The 16,725-nt window shown below is 48.0% G+C and carries 15 protein-coding genes; 6 read left to right on the top strand and 9 right to left on the bottom strand.

What is annotated here, in order from left to right; genetic code table 11:
- Positions 1 to 544 precede the first annotated feature (544 nt).
- The gene (locus QP794_RS20085; protein ID WP_285078711.1) at positions 545 to 2,140 is read right to left on the bottom strand and encodes a catalase; all 1,596 of its coding nucleotides are present in this window, start codon (positions 2,138 to 2,140) and stop codon (positions 545 to 547) included.
- A 172-nt stretch (positions 2,141 to 2,312) separates the two neighbouring features.
- Between QP794_RS20085 and QP794_RS20090 the strand changes: the two genes are divergently transcribed.
- Positions 2,313 to 4,295, top strand: coding sequence for an ATP-dependent DNA helicase (locus QP794_RS20090; protein WP_285078616.1), 1,983 nt, complete (start codon positions 2,313 to 2,315; stop codon positions 4,293 to 4,295).
- Positions 4,296 to 4,430: 135 nt separating this feature from the next.
- On the opposite strand, the gene cysK is transcribed toward QP794_RS20090, so the two are convergent.
- The 4 genes from cysK to QP794_RS20110 all read right to left on the bottom strand — a co-directional run bounded on the left by cysK (position 4,431) and on the right by QP794_RS20110 (position 7,740).
- Positions 4,431 to 5,390, bottom strand: a complete 960-nt coding sequence (gene cysK / locus QP794_RS20095; protein WP_285078712.1) for a cysteine synthase A — start codon at positions 5,388 to 5,390, stop codon at positions 4,431 to 4,433.
- A 303-nt stretch (positions 5,391 to 5,693) separates the two neighbouring features.
- Complete coding sequence (locus QP794_RS20100; protein ID WP_483311931.1) at positions 5,694 to 6,077, bottom strand: YhjD family protein; 384 nt, start codon at positions 6,075 to 6,077, stop codon at positions 5,694 to 5,696.
- A 395-nt stretch (positions 6,078 to 6,472) separates the two neighbouring features.
- Positions 6,473 to 6,706, bottom strand: coding sequence for a hypothetical protein (locus QP794_RS20105; RefSeq protein ID WP_053784364.1), 234 nt, complete (start codon positions 6,704 to 6,706; stop codon positions 6,473 to 6,475).
- The gene (locus QP794_RS20110) at positions 6,703 to 7,740 is read right to left on the bottom strand and encodes a nucleotide-binding protein (RefSeq protein ID WP_285078618.1); all 1,038 of its coding nucleotides are present in this window, start codon (positions 7,738 to 7,740) and stop codon (positions 6,703 to 6,705) included. The genes QP794_RS20105 and QP794_RS20110 overlap by 4 nt, the downstream gene beginning before the upstream one ends.
- 924 nt (positions 7,741 to 8,664) lie before the next feature.
- Here QP794_RS20110 and QP794_RS20115 point away from each other — a divergent pair.
- Positions 8,665 to 9,387 (top strand): YitT family protein, encoded by a 723-nt coding sequence (locus QP794_RS20115; protein ID WP_024631049.1) that lies wholly within the window; start codon positions 8,665 to 8,667, stop codon positions 9,385 to 9,387.
- Positions 9,388 to 9,576: 189 nt separating this feature from the next.
- On the opposite strand, the gene QP794_RS20120 is transcribed toward QP794_RS20115, so the two are convergent.
- Positions 9,577 to 10,050: a DUF2188 domain-containing protein gene (locus QP794_RS20120; protein ID WP_094938549.1), complete on the bottom strand. Its 474-nt coding sequence runs from the start codon at positions 10,048 to 10,050 to the stop codon at positions 9,577 to 9,579.
- A 223-nt stretch (positions 10,051 to 10,273) separates the two neighbouring features.
- Here QP794_RS20120 and QP794_RS20125 point away from each other — a divergent pair, with 223 nt between their 5' ends.
- Entirely contained in the window at positions 10,274 to 11,074 is an 801-nt protein-coding gene (locus tag QP794_RS20125) for a lipid II flippase Amj family protein (protein ID WP_094938550.1), read from the top strand.
- 187 nt (positions 11,075 to 11,261) lie between these two features.
- Here the strand turns inward: QP794_RS20125 and msrA are convergent, their stop codons facing one another.
- The gene (msrA, locus tag QP794_RS20130; protein WP_285078619.1) at positions 11,262 to 12,224 is read right to left on the bottom strand and encodes a peptide-methionine (S)-S-oxide reductase MsrA; all 963 of its coding nucleotides are present in this window, start codon (positions 12,222 to 12,224) and stop codon (positions 11,262 to 11,264) included.
- A 128-nt stretch (positions 12,225 to 12,352) separates the two neighbouring features.
- Positions 12,353 to 12,964 (bottom strand): TVP38/TMEM64 family protein, encoded by a 612-nt coding sequence (locus QP794_RS20135; RefSeq protein WP_024631045.1) that lies wholly within the window; start codon positions 12,962 to 12,964, stop codon positions 12,353 to 12,355.
- Positions 12,965 to 13,164: 200 nt separating this feature from the next.
- Here QP794_RS20135 and QP794_RS20140 point away from each other — a divergent pair, with 200 nt between their 5' ends.
- Both QP794_RS20140 and QP794_RS20145 read left to right on the top strand, forming a co-directional pair.
- Positions 13,165 to 14,103 carry a Gfo/Idh/MocA family protein gene (locus QP794_RS20140; RefSeq protein WP_285078620.1) on the top strand — a complete coding sequence of 313 codons (939 nt, stop codon included), beginning with the start codon at positions 13,165 to 13,167 and terminating at the stop codon, positions 14,101 to 14,103.
- Between the two features lie 84 nt (positions 14,104 to 14,187).
- Entirely contained in the window at positions 14,188 to 14,502 is a 315-nt protein-coding gene (locus QP794_RS20145; RefSeq protein WP_024631043.1) for a hypothetical protein, read from the top strand.
- Between the two features lie 40 nt (positions 14,503 to 14,542).
- Here QP794_RS20145 and QP794_RS20150 read toward each other — a convergent pair whose 3' ends face one another.
- On the bottom strand, positions 14,543 to 15,361 hold the full coding sequence (locus tag QP794_RS20150) for an AraC family transcriptional regulator (RefSeq protein WP_285078621.1): 819 nt from the start codon (positions 15,359 to 15,361) through the stop codon (positions 14,543 to 14,545).
- Between the two features lie 188 nt (positions 15,362 to 15,549).
- Between QP794_RS20150 and QP794_RS20155 the strand changes: the two genes are divergently transcribed.
- Positions 15,550 to 16,662, top strand: coding sequence for a Gfo/Idh/MocA family protein (locus QP794_RS20155; protein ID WP_285078622.1), 1,113 nt, complete (start codon positions 15,550 to 15,552; stop codon positions 16,660 to 16,662).
- Positions 16,663 to 16,725: the final 63 nt, after the last annotated feature.

The raw sequence follows: 16,725 nt of genomic DNA on the forward strand, positions 1-16,725 counted from the left end.
GTGAGTCATTTTTGATTTCAGCGAACGTTGAGATGTTGCATGTGCATAAGTAGAAGCAGGGGTGAATAGTTTCATTACGCAAACCTCCTTAGTAATTGGGAAATGAAGTCCTAGAGGACACAGGTTCATGGTAAATGTTGTAAACGTTATCATCAATAATCATTTGATCAGATGGACTCAACCTGCTGACAAGCCTTGTATAACTGGTCGGAAATGGAAATTGATAGGAGTAGCGCATAATCCTGCGCTCAGTTCATGTTCCTCATTTAACAGGGGATCATCTGAAATGAACATAGGAAGAGCCTCTTTTCCCAGCAAACAGCATAATCCATACCTCCAATCAGCCGAAATCAACTTTAACAATATTTAAAATGGAAGTGTCCGCGTGATCAGCTCACAGGCTGCTCTGGATGGAACGCCAAATACCCCCGATAGCAGGCTGCATCAAGCAGTCTTAGCTACCAGGGGTTATGAAACGAACCTATATGTTGCTATAAAACATGTCCGTTGCCTTTAAATAAGCATTAGCTCAATCATCCAGTCCTTAATACGGATCGGCTTCATGGCTGTCTTTAGCTGCCTGTTCAATAGTAGGCTCATGTTTAGGTTGAACTGTGGCGCTGTCATCGGTTGAAACAGCGGATAATCCTTCGGCTACCCGACGTCCATAATCGGCATCCGCTTGTGTGAAATAGGAGATCATGCGCTCACGAATATCCGGCTTGCATGTAGCTAAAGCATCTACCAGATTGCTAATCAACTCGTCTCGCTCCCAATCTTTAAATGAACGGTAGGTATCACCGGCTTGTCCGAAGTCATTGGTACGCTCAATTTTTTCACGAACAAGATGACCTTCAATAAGAGGTTCATGTTCCTTGCCGCGCGGAGCTGCTTCCTTTAAGCCACCCAATGAGGAAGGCTCATAGTTGACGTGTGGATTTTGACCCGGCGCACGATCGACCTGATATTGCATCTGCCCGCCGCTCTGGTTGGTGGCAACGCGATTTTTGGGTGCATTTACAGGCAATTGCAGATAGTTGGCACCGACCCGGTGACGCTGGGTATCCGAGTAGGAGAAAGTCCGTCCTTGCAGCAGCTTGTCATCCGAGAAATCCAGTCCATCCACAAGCACACCTGTGCCAAAAGCCGCTTGTTCCACTTCATTAAAGTAGTCCTCGGGATTACGGTTTAAGGTCATTTTTCCAACAGGCAAAAACGGAAACTGCTCTGGCGGCCACAGCTTGGTTGGGTCCAGCGGATCGAAATCCAGTTCAGGATGCTCGCTGTCCTCCATAACCTGAACACACAACTCCCATTCGGGGTAGTCTCCGCGTTCGATTGCCTGATACAGGTCCAGGGTGGCATGGTTGAAGTTCTGTCCCTGAATATCGCTGGCGTCCTTCTGAAGAAGGTTCCGTATCCCTTGATTGAGCGGTTCCCAGTGATATTTAATGAGCACGCCTGTGCCTTCCTGATTCACCCATTTGTATGTATTGACGCCCGAACCCTGCATTTGCCGATAGTTGGCCGGAATTCCCCATGGGGAGAAGAGGAACGTAATCATATGGGTAGCTTCAGGGCTGAGGGAGACAAAATCGAAAAATCGTTCCATATCCTGTGCATTGGTCAAAGGGTCCGGCTTGAACGCATGTACCATGTCCGGGAACTTGAGCGGGTCACGAATGAAAAAGATTTTCAGATTGTTGCCCACCAGATCCCAATTGCCGTCCTCGGTATAGAATTTCACAGCAAATCCGCGCGGGTCCCGCAGCGTCTCCGGGGAATGTCCGCCGTGAATAACCGTGGAGAACCGAACGAAGACGGGCGTTTCTTTACCTTTTTCCTGAAACAGACGTGCGCGTGTATACTTCGATACCGGTTCATTCCCGGCCGTCCCATAAGCCTGAAATACACCGTGAGCGCCAGCGCCGCGGGCATGCACTACCCGTTCCGGAATACGTTCGCGGTCAAAATGGGTGATCTTTTCGAGAAAGTGATAGTTCTCCAGCGTAGTCGGTCCCCGGCTGCCGACGGTTCGAACATTCTGATTGTCCGTAATAGGGTGACCCTGACGATCCGTTAATGTCTCAGACGCTGATTCGGGGGAATGCTTTGATTGAGAGTCATCGTGTTTCAAGATGGAACACCGCCTTTCCTTATGATGGATTCAAATATATATTTTCCCTGCGAGCCGGTTCTATACATTAATCCCATTAAAAAAAGCTTGTCACCCACCCCATCGCGTGGGATAATTAACTTTTGCCCAGTGGCCTTTTTTGAACGGAAAATAAAATCGGACCGCTTGTATAAGAATGGAGGCTGACCTAGGATTGTCTACACAACGTTATCCTTTTGCATATGATCCGGCAGAGCCCTTTGTATCCCGTTTAGGGGAATGGGTTGCCGATGTTTTTTACGATATTTTACCTGAGTCCGGCTTCGAGGTACGGGATGAACAGATTTTTATGGCGTACCAGCTTGAACGGGCCTATGGAGATAAAAAGACCATTATGGCTGAGGCCGGTGTAGGAACAGGCAAGACGTTAGTCTATCTGCTCTACGCGGTCTGTTATGCACGTTATACAGGTAAACCGGCGGTCATCGCCTGTGCCGATGAGTCCTTGATTGAACAATTGGTGAAGCCGGGCGGAGATATTGCGAAGCTGGCTGCACATCTGGATTTGGAAGTGGACGCACGTCTGGGCAAATCACCCGACCAATACGTCTGTCTGAACAAATTAAGTGCGATGAGATTTGCAGATGAAGATGCGCCTGTCATTGAAGAAGTGCATGAGAGTCTTCCGGATTTTGTGAATACGCCGGGTACGCTTCAAGCGTTCCATCCGTATGGTGACCGCAAACAGTATCCGCATCTGAATGATCGCCAGTGGAACAAAATCAACTGGGACCCTTTTCAAGACTGCTTCGTTTGTCCAAAAAGACAACGCTGCGGTCTGACGCTGTCGCGTGACCATTACCGTCGTTCTAAGGACATCATTATTTGTTCCCATGATTACTACATGGAGCATGTGTGGACCTATGAAGCGCGCAAACGCGAGGGTCAATTGCCATTGCTGCCTGATCACAGCTCCGTTGTATTTGATGAAGGACATTTGCTGGAAGAAGCGGCTCTGAACGCACTGAGCTACAAATTGAAACACCGCATCTTCGAGGAACTGGTGACCCGTCTGCTTGAAGGGGAGATCCGTGAATCCCTTGCGGAGCGTGTGGATGAAGCGATTGAGAGCAGTGAACGATTGTTTGCGTTGCTGGATACGTATACGGTGGCAATTCCCGGATCGGAACGAAAAGAAGTACGGGTAGAACCGCCGCTGCTGCGTGAGATTGAACGGCTGACCAGTGTACTGGATGCGATCGGCGAAGAATTGGTATTTGAGAGCGGCTTGTTCTCGCTGGATGGTTATCAGATGCGGGTCGTGGAAGAACATCTGGACATGATTCAGTCCGCACTTGCGTTGTTCCGTAAGGAAGATGGGTACATCTGCTGGGCCGAAGAGAGCGAGGACGAAACAACCTTATCCATCATGCCGCGTACCGTGAAGGAAATTCTGAACGAGCGCGTGTTTAATACAGGCATTCCGATTGTCTTCTCTTCTGCAACGTTATCTGTGGACAGTTCATTCCGTTATGTGGCAGATAGCCTGGGGATTGATGATTTTGTATCGTTCTCCGTGGCTTCCCCATATGACTACGCGGACAAAATGCAGATGAAGATAACAGATGAAACCGTACCTGGTCACCCGGAAAACGAAAATCGGTTGCGTGACGCCGTATCGCTGCTTCAGGAGAGTGGAGGCCGTGCGCTGATCCTGTTCCGTACGATGGAGGAATTGCGTGCGTTCAAGCAAGACATTGCTCAGGTCCCTGAGGCACAAGGATTACGCTTTATGTATGAGGGTGATCGGGAGATCAGTGACCTGATTGCGGCTTTCCAACAGGATGAGGAGAGTGTGCTATGCTCCGTCAATCTGTGGGAAGGGCTGGACGTTCCAGGACCGTCATTATCCAATGTCATGATCTGGTCGCTTCCATATCCTCCGCAAGACCCTGTCTTTAATGCCAAACGCAGTGCATCGGCAGCGCCTTACGAGGAGGTCGATCTTCCGTACATGCTGCTGCGTGTGAAGCAAGGTCTGGGGCGTTTGATTCGGACGAGCAGTGATTCGGGGTCAGCCGCGATTCTCGACGAATCGTTGTACAGCAAAAAGGAAGCCAAAGACCGCATTGCGGCCCTGCTTCCCGAAGGTGTAGAATGGACAACCCTGACACACTAGTTCACATTCATATTTAGATTCTTTAACTGGCTCCTTTCCAGAGTAAGTACTTGTACGCTGCGGATTCAACGTCCGGCTGTGATCAAGCGCTCATTTTGGAGGGGAGCCTTTGACTTGTGTTAGAATTCTTCTTAGTTAAAAAATACCCATGCTCAAATACCGTTCCCCGGTATCAGGCGCAATACAGAGCACCCGGTGACCCGGCCCCAGTTCCCGCGCGATGCGCAGGGAGGCCCACACCGAAGCGCCAGAGGAAGGGCCGAGCAGCAGCCCTTCCCGGGCAGCAAGCTGCCGCATCGTATCCAGTGCATCCTCATCGGACACCTGGATAATGGCATCCCACACGTCGGTATTCAGAATGTCCGGAATGAACCCCGGACTTGTACCGACGAGCTTGTGAGGTCCGGGCTCGCCACCGGACAGCACCGGAGAACCTTTCGGCTCCACCGCATAGATGCGAATGTCCGGCAGCTGCTTGCGCAGCTCTTCGCCTGTTCCGGTAATGGTGCCGCCAGTTCCCGCCGTGGCAATGAAGGCGTCGAGCTTGCCTTCCATCTGCTGCATAATTTCGGGAGCCGTGGTAATCCGGTGAATATCCGGGTTCGCCTGATTCTCGAATTGCTGGGGAATGAAGCTTCCCGGAATGTCGGCCTGAAGCTCTTTGGCCTTGCGAATCGCACCGGGCATCCGCTCTGCCGCAGGGGTGAGCACCACATCTGCGCCGTAGGCTTTCAGAATATTGATGCGTTCCTTGGACATGTTGTCCGGCATGATTAGAATGGCTTTATATCCTTTGGCAGCCGCGTTCATCGCAAGACCGATCCCGGTATTGCCGCTGGTCGGCTCGATGATGGTTGCGCCGGGAAGAAGAAGCCCAGCCCGTTCGGCCTGAACGATCAGGTTATAGGCGGCACGGTCTTTAACGCTGCCGCTGGGATTGAAATATTCCAGCTTGACGTATACGTCAGCGGAATGGCTGCCTGTAAGTCTGTTCAGTCTGACGGCAGGTGTCTGGCCGATCAGTTCGGTAACATCTGCGGCAATGCCTGTATTTGCGGGTGTTTGATTTTTAATTAAATGCGGATTCAAGTCCATGAAGTACAACTCCTTGATTGATAAGACGTTGAGAGCTAATCCGGTTGAAATCAAGTCCACTGAACAAGTCTGTCCCGCCATATTGGCTGGCAGGCTTGTTTTTTGTATTAGGAATTGAATTCAGACCCTGCCTTATTGGAATGGTTGGATATATCTCTATTCTATCTTAATGAACAGAGTCTCCCCGGGTCAACTTGTTTCATGTAAGGAGGAGAGATCCGAATTTGAGCGGGCATATGACGAGAAGGTCCAGCGGATCATTCAGCCAGAATCATGTCTGGGTACAATATGGTCCGAGTTGCATCAAGTCTGCGTCAAGTCCATATCCAGATGACGACTAAGCTCTTTTTTGACTTCATTCCGCGCAAACGTCCACAGCATATAGAACCGCTGCAAATATCCTCTGCACAGATACTGGGTTTCGATCCCATCGACTTGCCGTTTCTCCTCCAGAACCTTGACGCCACGGGTTCTCATCTGTTTGCGAAGCGTCAGCATTTCCTTGAGTACTTGATTCTGAATACGGGTTAGAGACAGAATGTAGACTTCTGGCATTTTGAGCTGCAACGTATCCAGCGTGCGAATATCCCGTTCAAGTACATCCAGCAGCAGAGTGCGTACAACCATGCATTTAATCAAACGGTGGTCTTCATCCGCAGGGGATGGGGCGGAAGAGGAGGATGACATACTTTCACTTCCTTAACCATGGATTCGGACATGTTCTTGTTTACAGAACGTATGTTCTTATATTATAATCAATATATGCAATGATGATACACAATACAACCGAGAAATACTGGAAGTAGTCCAAACCCGATTTATGCTGAGGTTGGAGGCATTCAAATAGGGACAAGCCTTCTCCAAAATAAGGTATAATTTTTGGGTTTTGCAGGAAACCTAAGGGCATAAAGAAAACAACTTAATGCATCAGAGGAAGAGATGAAGAGCTCTTAGTCCGTTGGTACTAGCGAAGGTTATGAAGGGATTGCCGAAGCATTGCAACAAAAAAGCCCCTGCCTTGGGCGGCGGGGCCAGATGATCTGCCGAACCAGACGGCAGAGTTGTATATGAGCATAAAGCGGTTAAGCAAGATACTGAGGCTTCTCGTAAAGAGCCTCTTTTTCCAGAATCACTTTGTAAGGTCTTTCCTTACCCTTCAGGGAAGGGCCAATCGTAGTCAGCGGTACGGCCGGTTTGTGGAAACGATCTTCTTCCTTGGGTTCCGGAACCGGTCGTGATGCTTCGGGCGCAGAACTGAGGCGTACCTTTTTCTCGCTGCCCCAGCGCTTGCTTATTTTTTTCGTTTCCGGTTTCATTCCGGTTCGCCTCCTAACAAATCGTTGATGGCGTTGAACAGATGACGATTCTCCAAGTCAATCTGCTGAAATATCGCCTCATCCGCTTCAATATGTCCAATAATGTGGACTGTAATTACATATCTCTTGGCTACAGGATAGCATAGCAGATACTCTTTCTCAAGGTAATCGTCGTAGAGATTGATCTTGATTTTGTTTTCCAGGTAAGAATCAATGACCAGAATACGCTTCGGGTCATCGGGCTGCTTGTCGTCATTGGCGGACAAGTTATATTTTCTCCCCGGTTCCCCAACATTACCACATAATTGCTCAATATGACCACTATCATCTGTACGGTATATGGCCGTTCCGCGTACAGCGAATGGAGGATGAGAGACGAAGGCACTGCGAAGTGCATCGCTCATTCGCTCCAACATTACCGAGTCTGCTTTGCGGGTACGCAGCAATTCTCTGAAGAATCGAAGCAGCTTGAGCAGCTGTAACCGTGCCTCCCCCTCAGACATTTTGTGCTTCTCGATGATTTTTTCCACTTCGGGATCACTCCAGCGTCCCTGTTCTTCGATACTGTCGGCGATTTTGGAGCAGGCCACCGAAACGGCTGGCGCCCATTTCCCGTCTGAACGAATTTCATAAACGAGTGGATTTAACCCCAACAGGTCTGTAGGCATGCGTAAACCTTCAATTTTGGAGGTGTCTTTGATGTCCGTAATATCCTCAGGAAGAATGAAAAAAATGCGCTTTCGTCCCAGACGACCCATAAACAAACCCATTTCCAGCATTGTATTATCACGGACAGAGGCATAGTACTTCCCGCGAATTTTCGATATATCATCCGGATGAAAAATAAAAATGGCAAAGTCAGTCGTCCGCACTTCTGTTTCCAGATCGTCCATAGTATAACTGCTTGGATTAAAAACTCCGGAGTACCAAGGGGTAACTTCGGCCGAGAAACGCAAGTTTTCGTGTACTGCGGCTGCAATCGGCTTCGCTTCCAGCGAGCAGCCAATAAAGACTCTTGGCTTTAACGTTTTCATCAATCCGCCTCGCTTAAACGGTAGTGGGAATCAATTGTTATATTATACCATAAAAAGCAGAGTAAGTCTGGAAACGTTTAACTGGACCAAAGATAAGCCGATTACATCTGCTATAGTGTATGTGCAAGAGGAAAATGATTCCTTTAAAATCCGCGGAAAAATAAAAAAATGGACCCAAATTGTCACAGTTGGGTGACTGGACAGTTATATTTGGAAGCTTCAATCATAGAATGAAGGAGCAGGTTGCACTATTAGGTAGAGAAGCTTGTCCTGGTGTGGCTGTTTGACGGCTTATGCAGGACTAAGTGTGCTTTTTGCTCATATTTGAAGGGCCGACTGTTTCGACCCAATCACATCGGTGTTATATAATAGAAGAATAAGCAAGTTAGCTTTGGTGTTTAAGCAGAATGAACGATTACACGCTTTGAATCATGTTGAACTTACATTCACACAGGAACGAAGAGTGCAGAACCCGTCTGTAGAAGCGAAGCGCTCGCCTTTATCAACGAATTTTCCCATTTGAAATATGGGATCAGAAAAATTCGTGGATAACAGCGATCGAAAGAGGGTACTGCAATCGAAGTGGGTTAAGTGTGATATCAGACGTTCGACTTTGTGCATAGTGTAATATTTCAATTCGTTTAACCAAGCACAGCTAACCACCAACAGACAGAAAGGATCAGGATACCATGAGTTCCCGAAGGATAATCTCCCCAAGGACGATCTGGAAACGTTACGATCTCTCTTACACTTAGCGCCCCTTGTAGAGTACACCACCGTAAAGAAAAAAAACGGCTGACTCTGCGAAAGAGGGGATTGGAATGAATACTATTCGAAGGACAAATACGATGATTTCTTCCAGGCTTGCCTTTTGCAGGGTACGGTCGGTGCAAACCAACCTTTACAAACTGCGAGGGAACCTGAATGAAGAGAAAATCGTTAACCTTACAACAAGTTAAGACAGAGGCGGGAAAGTTCGCCATTATGCTGCTCGGAACATTTATTTTGGCATTTGCCTACTATCACATTAATTTTCAGAATCATTTATCGGAGGGCGGATTTGTCGGTCTGGCCCTGCTTGGAAAATACGCGACAGGCTTGTCACCTGCCATCGGCATGCTTCTGCTGGATATTCCAGTCATGATTCTGGCCTGGTTCCTCAAGGGCTGGAAGTTCATGATTCAGGCGCTGCTGGGTGTGGCTGCATTCTCATTGTTCTATGACGGGTTTGAGCGGTACTCCACCTTGGTCATTCCGTTTCACGGTAATCTGTGGATTCCGGCAGTCCTGTCCGGTGTGATCACCGGCGTGGGCGCTGGCATGGTGCTTCGATTCGGAGGAGCGACAGGCGGAGATGACATTCTGGCGGTGCTCATTAGCCGTTGGAAGGGCTGGAAGCTGGGAACGGTTTTCTTTGTCAGCGATGCGTTTGTACTCGGATTGTCGCTTTTCTTTCTACCGGTAAAAGAAACTTTATATACCATTCTAGCCGTATGGATTGCCAGTAAAGTGATTACGTACATGGTCAGTTTCCCGGCTCGTCGTACAGTTACGACTTCTGCTGTAAAGCTGCCCGTGTCAACTGCAGCCAAAGTAGTCAGCGGTGCTTCACAACGAGCTCCGGTGGCTAGAGGGGTTTCGCATTAAACGAAACAACCACCTTATTCGTAATGAATGTTGTTCGAGTAAGGTGGGCTTGCGTCATACCAAAAGCAAAGCCCTTTTGCATGCTTGATGGGAATCATTCCATTAGCGGCGAAAGGGCTTTTTGCTTGCTCAAGTAAACGAATAGACGTAGTACGTTCACGATATATTCTTTTTAACAATCAGCTCCACTTAAGGCTTGATGGAAGAAGCAATTTGACCATCTTCATTATGGATAATAGCCCGAATGTTCTGCTTTTCACTCTTTTCTTTGGCAGCATCCACAGCTTCGGCTTTCGTTCGGAACGTAGCTAGAGATTTGGATTGACCTTCTTCCTTGATGGCCCAGCCAGAGTCGGTAGGAACCACATGAATATTATCATGGCTTTTGGAAGAAGAGACAGGCTCGGAATGACGGCGTGGAGATGAAGATTTACCATGGTCCGATTTGCTGTCTGATGAAGACTGTTTCGTGTCATGCTTGGAGCCCTCTGACTTGGGATGATTCTCATCCCATTCTTCTGCTTTTGCAGTAGCGATTGCAATGGAGCGTCCTTCCTCATAACCGTCATCCAGTAGTGCATTGGCAATTTCGATGGCCTTATGTCTGACACGAGGCTCCAGATTTTTCATGGAAACGGGATAATCCTGTTTGTTCCACGGCATATTGATTCCCTCCTGTACAATATAAGTTATTTGTATATTACCCTGTACCGGGATGAATAAACGAATGTCTTGCAGAACCTCAAAGCTTTTGCTTAGATTAAGTACATTCTTCCGTTCAACTTCTCTGCGATTTTCTATACTTTTATGTGGATGAGGAGTATAATGCTTCCATACTTACAAATACAGTAGAATCACATTAGGAAAATGATAAGGAGATTTACATATGTTTAGTTTGAGCCTGGCCATCCCTATGTTGTTTACGATGCTTATTCATGCGGCTGACAGTCTGTCCTATGCGCTGCGCCTTGGCGGATTGCGTACTCGCAGAATTGCGCTGGCCTTGTCCCTGTCCGGGATTTTGCTGCTGGTGTCGCGTACCTCCAATATGGCCCAAGGGCCAATGGTAGGCAATTTGGTGGACACAGCGACAAGCGGTGGAAACCCACACTTTGCAGCGCAACTGCACTGGCTAATGGGTGCGGCTACGGCTGGAACAGCCATAGCGATAGTATGTTTTCCAACCATGGTCAAACTCGCTTCCCGAATGGTCGTTCATTTTGAAGCGGCAGGGTCGATTCCTTCCATGGTTCGAGGCATGTTAAAGCGCAGCAAGATCAAAAATGCAACGTATTATATTACCCCGCCATCTTGGAAGATGGCGAAGCGATTAGTACAACATGGCATGCCCAGACGTCTAATGACGTTGAACATAGCGGTGACAGCAATTTATACGACCGGGGTCCTGTCCAGTCTTTACGCTGCGTATCTTTATCCGGGGCAGGCTGTAGCAGCATCACAATCCACCGGACTCATTAATGGAGTAGCGACCATTCTGTTAACCATCCTGATTGATCCCCGTATCTCGTTGCTCAGCGACAAATCACTGCGCGGTGAGATTCGGCTGGATCGAATGAATCAGATCTATGGCTGTATGCTCGTATCCCGTTTATTTGGCACATTGCTGGCTCAGTTGTTATTGATTCCATTTGCCTACTGGATCGGCTGGATTGTAAGTATGATGTGATAGCCCCTGTAAAGAGGTAGGTAAGAAGTTGAAGATGTGACCCTGATTCGGATCTATACAAAAAGGCACATCAAAAAGGGGATTTCCCATATGTCATAAACATGACGGGAATCCCCTTTTTGGTGTATTGCTCAGCGGTCGATTCGTTAGCGCTTCATGAAATTCCGTTACTTCATTGAGTCGTTACTTATTTAAACAGTACGGCGTACTCGGCGTATCCTTCTTTCTCCAGATCCTCTTTGGGTACAAAACGAAGGGCTGCGGAATTGATGCAATAACGCATTCCACCCGCTTCGGCAGGGCCGTCGTTGAACAGATGACCCAGATGGGAATCTCCTTCACGACTTCTCACCTCGGTACGAATCATGAAGTGGCTGAGATCCGTTTTTTCCTTCACATTGTAGTCACGCAGTGGACGAGTGAAGCTTGGCCAGCCGCAGCCGGAATCGTATTTATCAGTGGAACTGAACAGTGGCTCACCGGATACGATGTCCACGTAAATTCCGTCACCGTGGTGATCCCAGAATTCGTTGTGGAATGCTGGTTCGGTTGCGTTGTTCTGGGTAACTTCGTATTGCAGCGGCGTCAGGCGCTCTTTCAGGTCGTCTTTATCCACTTTGCCGGACCAATTGCGTTCGATAAAGTCTTCACGTCCAGAACCTTTACGGTACCGTTTATAGTGCGCAGGGTTTTTGTGATGATAACCTTGGTGATGCTCCTCTGCTTCATAGAACGTTTTCGCTGGCAAAATCGGTGTGAAGATGGGTTTGTCAAAACGTCCGCTTTGTGCCAAAGCTTCTTTGGAAGCTTCTGCAATCTGGCGCTGCTCTTCGCTGTGATAGAAGATGGCCGTCTGATAAGATGAGCCACGGTCATGGAATTGCCCACCGGTATCCGTTGGATCAATCTGTTGCCAGAACAATTCAACGAGCTTTTCATAGGGGAAGATAGCCGGGTCGAACGTAATTTGAACAGCCTCTACGTGACCTGTCGTTTCCGAGCAGACCTCCTCATATGTTGGGTTCTCCGTATGTCCTCCTGTATAACCCGATACAATCTTGTGAATGCCGGGCAGTTCCTCGAAGGGGGATACCATACACCAGAAGCACCCGCCTGCAAAAGTTGCTTTTTCACTTGAATGTTGTTCCATGCTATAGTCACTCCATTTCTGATGAAGAATGATATTTTGGCTTACTCTTCTATTATATCCCGAATTGGCAAGCCAACCAAGCAGGATCGTAAAGAGGATGAATCAAAACTGTTTCTGACTGGTCCGATTTAGACTTTTTTACGAGAGCGCAGGCGAAACAAGAGCAACATGATCGTCATGAACACCAGATAACCACCAAGGATCAAAAGACTCAGCCAGATCGATGATTCTGCTTGCGCACCCACGTAGGCAAAAACAAAAATCGCAGGCAGTTTGCCAATCGCCGTCGCGACCATAAAGACCCAGAAGGGGGTGTAGGTAATGCCCGCATAGATATTAACCGCCATTTGGGGCACGATGGGCAGCAGCCGCATAGACATGATACCCATGAAGGGATGAGCTTCCATCCATGTTGTAAATCGATTCAAACCTCGAATGCGTTCGAGGTAGGATCTGGCTTGATTTCTGAATATCGTTCTCGCTCCAGTGTATACCAACAGTGCAGCAAGTGTGGTTCCAAGCCAGCATATCCAGGCTGCTGTTGCGGTACCGTAACTATAGCCAAAGGCAATAATGACGATTTTGTACGGAATTACGGGTACAAGAGCAAATAACGTCGCCATGGCGAGTAAAAGTGGAATGGACTGATGCAGATCGGTCCAAGCCAGCAGTTCATATCTGTAAATAAACGTGACTCCGGCAAGTAAAACATATAAGAGGAGCCATAACCATTTTCGCAAAATCCCAAACGCTCCTTTCAGACCAGGAAAGTCCATCTTCATCCCGATCCGTATCACTTTCTCTCTAAAGTTTACCACGTTCGACTAACGGATGGACAATTCGCGCAGGCTCTGGCCTCAATCACTGGCATGTTGCTGCCCGAAGGGTTACACTATAGGACGTAGAATTATAGAACTCATCTGAAGGTGGAATGATCATAATGGAAACAACCAAGCGAACCCGTGCTGCGATCATCGGACTCGGGGATATTGCACGTAAAGTATATTTACCGCTGTTGACTGCCCACTCGAACGTGGAAATCACGGGGATTATGAACCGTTCTCCCGAGCCGGTGAAGGAAATTCAGCATACCTATAGATTGAACAATGGCACAACGGATATGAAAGAATTGTTGTCCTGGGATCTGGATGCAGTGTTTGTACATACAGCGACAGAAGCTCATTTTGACATTGTCATGCAATGTCTGGAGCGGGGGCTGGCTGTATATGTGGACAAACCTCTGTCCTATACGTTGCGGGAGTCGGAAGAAATGACCGCTTTTGCCGAAGCGCAAGGCCTGTTGCTGGCCGTAGGATTTAACCGGAGATTGGCACCATTGTATCAAAACGCGAAAGATTGGATGCAGGCTGGACAAGGCTTCGAATCCCTGACAGTCACGAAGCATCGGACGGGTATTCAGGATCGTCCGGCTGCGGAAACCATTTATGATGATCTGATCCATATCCTTGACCTGATGTTATGGTATTCGGATCACAATGTGCAGCTGCTGCATCAGTGGATACGCAAAAATGAACTGGACCGATTACTGCATGCGGCAGGATCAGCCAAGCTGGGTAGAACGGCTTATGGCAGATTTGATATGGTACGGCAAGCTGGAGCTGATTTGGAGAAGCTTGAGTTGTATGGCGGGGGAAGATCGGTAGAAGTGATGAACATGGAAATAGCAAAGTATGAGGAACGCGGTGAACAGGAACGCAAGGAAACCTTTGGCAGTTGGGAAAGTATTTTGACCCGAAGAGGCTTCACGGGAGCCATTAATCAATTTTTGGCAAACCTGGAGACCCCGGATGACTGTGCAATCAGTGCGAGTCACGTCATGGACAGCCATGACTTGGCTGAACAGCTGATCCGCGGTTGATCTTGCAGCAGGGTAGTGCGGGAGTGTGAATGTAGACTTCCGCACCAATGATTCATTAAACGATATTGGAGGAACAATAACACCATGGATGAATATGAAAAAGAACGCAACAAACAGATTGAGGAAGCGGTAATTGAGACGTATAAACAGGAAGAGGAAATGATGATTCTGGTATTTGCCCAGTGGTGTGTTAATCAAGGACTGGATCCGGAAGAGATGTACCGGCAAGCCTACCCGGAACAGCTGAGCAACGAGCGTTTGCAGCAGGTGCTGAAGCTGGTTGTATCCAAGGAGGAAGCCGGTGACATACCGGACGATACCGTATTGGGCGTACTGTCCATGTTTGGCAACGAAGATTTGGCGATGGTTGTATCTGAGGCGATTGCCGCCCGCAAATAAGTTTCGGTTACGAATAATACGTATTAATGAAGTGAAGCGATTACATCTGTTCCCGGTGAATGACTCGGAATTCTTTGGGCGACATGCCAAAACGGGAGCGAAACACCCGATGGAAATACGTATAATTGTTAAAGCCGGAAGATTCGGCTACATGTTCAAGCGTCATAGGACTGAAAATAATCCGTTCTCTGGCCATATTCAGCCGTACATCAAGCGTATACTGCATAATGCTTTTACCAAACGCTTCTTTGAAAAGATGAACTCCCCGTGAAACACTGATTCCAATATGGGTAGCAATATCTTCAAGCTTGAATAGAGAAGAAGCGTTCTCCTCAATGTAACTTTTAATCTCATACGCCACATAGTTGGTATTGGTATTCGTCGGATGCTCCGAGAGCAAGCGATCCACTTCAAGACATAGAATGCGCATATAATAACTGGAGATTTCAGGGTAAGGATTGGAAATACGGCGCTGCTCCAGTACGAGCTGGCGAAACAGGGTGAGCAGGCTTTCAGTCAGCTGCACCTTGATCCGGTTCGGCCTCTTGTGATGCTGCCACCACTCATCCACCCAGTCCCCATTGAAGAAAATGTGGTAATCACCACTCTCCACAAGTCGTTCACCCATCGGATTTTTCTCTTTGTCTACTCTTAGTTCATACGGTTCATCAGGATTATAAAGAAGCAGATCACCCGCATCAACAAGCGACATGACGCCGTCTATACGAGCTCGGCAGCGTCCATCCGTCTGGAGCCTCATCAGGTAATTCTTTACTCCCTCAGGGTGCAAGCCTATATAAGGTTTGCGATGAAACGAGAAGCCTGCTGTAAGAACCTGGCAGGAATAATCAGTCGGCATTGGCATACTCCTTGCAATTTGAAAATTATGACCAGATAGTTCATGTTTCGATCATATTATTCATTTTAATTGAAGCCGAAACGGAATACCATAGTATTAAATTCAAGTGCAACAATCTAGCGCAAAACCTTCAATTACAAATATGCAAATTATAGGTTCTCACCACGCATAAGGAGATGAACACCACTGTGGAGAAAATGAAAGCAGGCATTATTGGTTGCGGTAACATTAGCGCCATTTATCTGGAAAATTTAAAAGATAATCCTCTTATTGAAGTGGTGGCTGTTGCGGATTTGATCCGTGACCGGGCACAAGTACGCGCTGATGAATTCAATATCGCAAACGTTTACAATGTAGATGAAATGCTGCAAGATAACGAAATTGAGCTTGTGCTAAACCTAACGGTTCCTGGCAGTCATGCCATGACGGATCTGGCTGTGCTTGGAGCAGGCAAACATGTGTATGCCGAGAAACCACTGGCAATCTCTCTAGAGGATGGTCGCAAGGTAATTGAATTGGCTGAGGAAAAAGGTCTGTATGTCGGTTCAGCACCGGATACGTTCCTTGGATCGGGCATTCAGACTGCACGCAAGGCCATTGAAGAAGGGCTGATCGGCAAGCCGATTGCAGCAACTTCATTCTTCATGGGTGGAGGACCCGAGGCTTGGCATCCGGATCCAGAGTTCTTTTATGTCGCTGGTGGCGGACCTATGTTCGATATGGGACCTTACTATTTGACCGCTCTGATTACTCTCCTTGGACCGATTCGCAGAATCAGTTCCTCTGCAGGTGTACAGATTACAGATCGTGTTATTGGTTCCGGACCGAAGGAAGGTACACCTCTTCAGGTACAGACGCCAACACATCTGGCAGGAACGATTGATTTCGAGGAAGGTGCCATTGCAACAATGATCACCAGCTTCGATATCCGGGGTGCTTCGGATTTGCCGCGAATTGAAATTTACGGTACTGAAGGCACTATGAGTATACCGGACCCCAATTTTTTTAATGGGGAAGTGAAGCTGCGCAGATTCGGTCAGGACACATGGGAGACTGTGAAGCCTGCTTTTGAAAGCAGACAGAACGAGCGCGGGATCGGCGTTACAGAAATGGTTGAATCCATTCGAGCCGGACGCGAACACAAGGCCAGTGGCAAGCTTGCCTACCATGTGCTTGAAGCTATGCATGCGTTCCAGCGCTCCTCGCTTGAGGGCAAACACATCCAGCTGGAGAGCTCTTATGAAGCAGCAGCGGGAAACAATACCGATGGAAATCAGTCAGAGGCTGTACAATCACACTAATTGATTTCGGATGAACCAGCCGTCGTTAAACGCGATGTATGATACCGTAACCGCTTTCTATCT

Origin of the sequence: Paenibacillus sp. UMB7766-LJ446 (assembly GCF_030226665.1) — a bacterium.
GTDB lineage: Bacteria > Bacillota > Bacilli > Paenibacillales > Paenibacillaceae > Paenibacillus > Paenibacillus vandeheii.

What these genes read in the sequence shown, in the direction of transcription:
- QP794_RS20090 (WP_285078616.1), top strand. Translation starts at nt 2,313, where the DNA reads ATGGAGGCTGACCTAGGATTGTCTACACAACGTTATCCTTTTGCATAT.
- cysK (WP_285078712.1), bottom strand. Translation starts at nt 5,390, where the DNA reads ATGGACTTGAATCCGCATTTAATTAAAAATCAAACACCCGCAAATACA.
- QP794_RS20100 (WP_483311931.1), bottom strand. Translation starts at nt 6,077, where the DNA reads ATGTCATCCTCCTCTTCCGCCCCATCCCCTGCGGATGAAGACCACCGT.
- QP794_RS20105 (WP_053784364.1), bottom strand. Translation starts at nt 6,706, where the DNA reads ATGAAACCGGAAACGAAAAAAATAAGCAAGCGCTGGGGCAGCGAGAAA.
- QP794_RS20110 (WP_285078618.1), bottom strand. Translation starts at nt 7,740, where the DNA reads ATGAAAACGTTAAAGCCAAGAGTCTTTATTGGCTGCTCGCTGGAAGCG.
- QP794_RS20115 (WP_024631049.1), top strand. Translation starts at nt 8,665, where the DNA reads ATGAAGAGAAAATCGTTAACCTTACAACAAGTTAAGACAGAGGCGGGA.
- QP794_RS20120 (WP_094938549.1), bottom strand. Translation starts at nt 10,050, where the DNA reads ATGCCGTGGAACAAACAGGATTATCCCGTTTCCATGAAAAATCTGGAG.
- QP794_RS20125 (WP_094938550.1), top strand. Translation starts at nt 10,274, where the DNA reads ATGTTTAGTTTGAGCCTGGCCATCCCTATGTTGTTTACGATGCTTATT.
- msrA (WP_285078619.1), bottom strand. Translation starts at nt 12,224, where the DNA reads ATGGAACAACATTCAAGTGAAAAAGCAACTTTTGCAGGCGGGTGCTTC.
- QP794_RS20140 (WP_285078620.1), top strand. Translation starts at nt 13,165, where the DNA reads ATGGAAACAACCAAGCGAACCCGTGCTGCGATCATCGGACTCGGGGAT.
- QP794_RS20145 (WP_024631043.1), top strand. Translation starts at nt 14,188, where the DNA reads ATGGATGAATATGAAAAAGAACGCAACAAACAGATTGAGGAAGCGGTA.
- QP794_RS20150 (WP_285078621.1), bottom strand. Translation starts at nt 15,361, where the DNA reads ATGCCGACTGATTATTCCTGCCAGGTTCTTACAGCAGGCTTCTCGTTT.